At 42.4% G+C, this 2,540-nt stretch carries 3 protein-coding genes; all 3 read right to left on the reverse strand.

Annotated elements, in window-relative coordinates:
* Positions 1–198: 198 nt before the first annotated feature.
* A complete protein-coding gene (locus ABYK33_RS15350; RefSeq protein ID WP_373034195.1) occupies positions 199–648 on the reverse strand; it encodes a hypothetical protein in 450 nt (149 codons plus the stop codon).
* Between the two features lie 11 nt (positions 649–659).
* Positions 660–2,114 (reverse strand): Ig-like domain-containing protein, encoded by a 1,455-nt coding sequence (locus ABYK33_RS15355; protein WP_373034196.1) that lies wholly within the window; start codon positions 2,112–2,114, stop codon positions 660–662.
* Between the two features lie 278 nt (positions 2,115–2,392).
* Positions 2,393–2,530, reverse strand: coding sequence for a ketopantoate reductase family protein (locus ABYK33_RS15360; protein ID WP_373034197.1), 138 nt, complete (start codon positions 2,528–2,530; stop codon positions 2,393–2,395).
* Positions 2,531–2,540: the final 10 nt, after the last annotated feature.

The following is a 2,540-nucleotide window of genomic DNA, read 5'->3' on the forward strand; positions in this document are numbered from 1 at the left end:
GGGCGTTGCTGTAATCTTTGTCCAATTGGTTGTTCTCAACAAAGTATTGGAGGTTTTTTGCGCTATCGCTATCTCTGCTGATTGCACTTTGGTCTATAGCCCTATGCGTGTTGATCTCCCATGCCTGTACATTTATTCCAACGGAAAGTAAGCCTAGGAGTAATAAGCTTTTCATGCAATATTTCCAGCCATTCATAATCACTGCTTCCATCCTTCACCACAACTTGAAAGAACACCGCATCTTGGCTCAAGATAATTATTTGTTACTTGCCCGTTTTCAAATATCGTATAATCGCAATCCGTATATTGATGAGTCGAAATTAGCCAAAATCCCGATGTCTTGTTTAGTACACCTCCCCACTTATCAAGCCTTATCGCAAAACTATCATCTCCAATTTTAAAGTAATAACCGCCTTTTAGGGTTATACACTCATGCAGTTGTGGTCGTTCGCTGCATGGCATCAATGTATAGGGTATTCCCTTTACATCCAGAATCGATTTCGGTTCTCCATGCTCTTTCGCATAGGCGGCAATCGCTTCTACGATGGGTTTTGTGGCCTTATGGATCTTTGGCCCGTCTTCACCGCAATGTTTGCTGCAGCCACCCAAAAAAACAACCAGTCCTAGTAATATAAAAAATTTATTCATCTATTTTCTCCCTAATATAGTGCATCTATAAGCCACATTTTTTTGCCATCAATACGCATCAAGTTAAAAGCGCCTTCAATCTCTTCCGTCTCAGTTTTAATATGTATCTTAACGGTAGCTGCACTGCTTTGAAAGTAGGATTGTTCCCAGCTGATAATGTGAGAGTAGTACCATTTGGCATTTTCCGTTACACGTGGGTCACTGTATATAAAATCGATCAATTTAGGGTCGTTTCCAAGCAACTTTTCTACTGTTGCTCTGTCATCATCGATCAAAGCTTTCACAAACGCTTTTGCCACATCAACCGGTTCTGCCCCCGTAGGGTCTTTTTGCTCTTCTGTCATCTTGACGTCCAATGAAAGCGCAAAATCTCTGCTGCTGTAAAGCTGGTTGTCTGTTGTTCGGATCGTCACACGCGGTTTGTAGCGTCCTTCCTCCGTATAGTTGACCGTGAAGTTGCTGTCAGCCGCCGTATGGATTTCGTCGATAACGCCGTCACCGTTGCTGTCAAAGAGGTATTCGCCGACGTTTAAAAGTGTGCCGACTTCTACGGTTGTTTGTAGAGACCCGATGCCTTCATAACTTCCTGCACGCATCCCGATGGGTGCCGTACCGTTGGCCTCTGATGTCAGGCTAATGAGGGTAGAGAGCGAAACATTGTCTTCACTGGTTGCAGTGATGTTGATCTCGTTGCTGCCTTGAAGAAGCGGCAGGTTGTAGAGGTAGTAGGTTCCGTTGTTGTCCACACCTTTTATCTTGATGGTGCGGTTTTGTTCGGCGACCAAAGTTTGGTTTACGGCAGACAGGCTTGCGGTATTGGTTGTGTTAACTTCCAATGTGATGTGATTGTAAACGATCGTCTGATTCGATTCTGATGAGAGCAGTGTTACGGTCGGTGTCGGGTCAGATTCTTCCAGTTCACCACCGACTAGGAAACGGTACTTGATCTCTTTAATATATATCGCTTTATTCTCTTTTGTCGGTTTGAGGCTTTTAATCTCAACTTCGTACACGCCCGGCTTTAACGGATCGTCAGGCGTATAAGTCACCGTTTTTGTCTCTTCGTTGTAACTAATGACACCTTTTACATGATCGTTTGTCTTGGAAGAGAGATAGACTAGCTTGACATTGTTCTTTTGCACAGAGGAAGGGTCAAGCGGTATACTAAAGACCGCTTCAATCTTAGTCGATGTATCAACATTTTCCTGGCCCGGGGAAGGAACAAGCTTAACAATTACATCCTGGTCAATTCCTTTAGACTTGGAAAGATCGTCATTGACCCCACTGTTATTGCCATCAACCCCTAAAGAGTTAGCAGCACTAAACGCTGGAGCTGCTATTTGGCTACTTGCAACTGTATTTGTTGCTGTCTCACTCACTGACTCATCATCACTCGAACCACAACCACTCATCAAGGTCAACGATAAGACCAATACCGCAGTAAATAGGTTTTTATAATTACACATATTGTTTCCTGTTTTTTAATAATAGAATTTATATGCTACCTTAAAAAATTATAAAAAACCTAATTTATAACAAAATCCTATAAAAAAGAGGTAATATGTTTAAATTTCACCTTTATTCCTGTGTCTAAGTTATACTTGCAATTATGCTGTGGAGGCTCAAAACAAAAATATTGCACTTGAAAGAGTATTGATCGGTTAAGGAGGAGTATAAGACAGCAATCAACTAAAGGCCTTACTTGTTTATCTTCTCAGCGCATTGACTAAGAGAAACCAAGTAATTAATCCTTCTCTTTCAAAACCCCGTATATCTTAGCCATCATCGGCGTAGGGAGTCGTAACCTTTGGCCTTCGCGGACGATGTAGCCGCAGAGGCTCTCCAGCTCTGTTCTGGAGCCGTTTTGAAAATCAAGATGCATCGATGTCGAA

Origin of the sequence: Sulfurovum sp., from assembly GCF_041562805.1 — a bacterium.
Taxonomy (GTDB): domain Bacteria; phylum Campylobacterota; class Campylobacteria; order Campylobacterales; family Sulfurovaceae; genus Sulfurovum.

Bases quoted from the DNA above. Each gene is read 5' to 3' on its own strand.
- ABYK33_RS15350 (WP_373034195.1), bottom strand. From the start codon at position 648: ATGAATAAATTTTTTATATTACTAGGACTGGTTGTTTTTTTGGGTGGC.
- ABYK33_RS15355 (WP_373034196.1), bottom strand. From the start codon at position 2,114: ATGTGTAATTATAAAAACCTATTTACTGCGGTATTGGTCTTATCGTTG.
- ABYK33_RS15360 (WP_373034197.1), bottom strand. From the start codon at position 2,530: ATGCATCTTGATTTTCAAAACGGCTCCAGAACAGAGCTGGAGAGCCTC.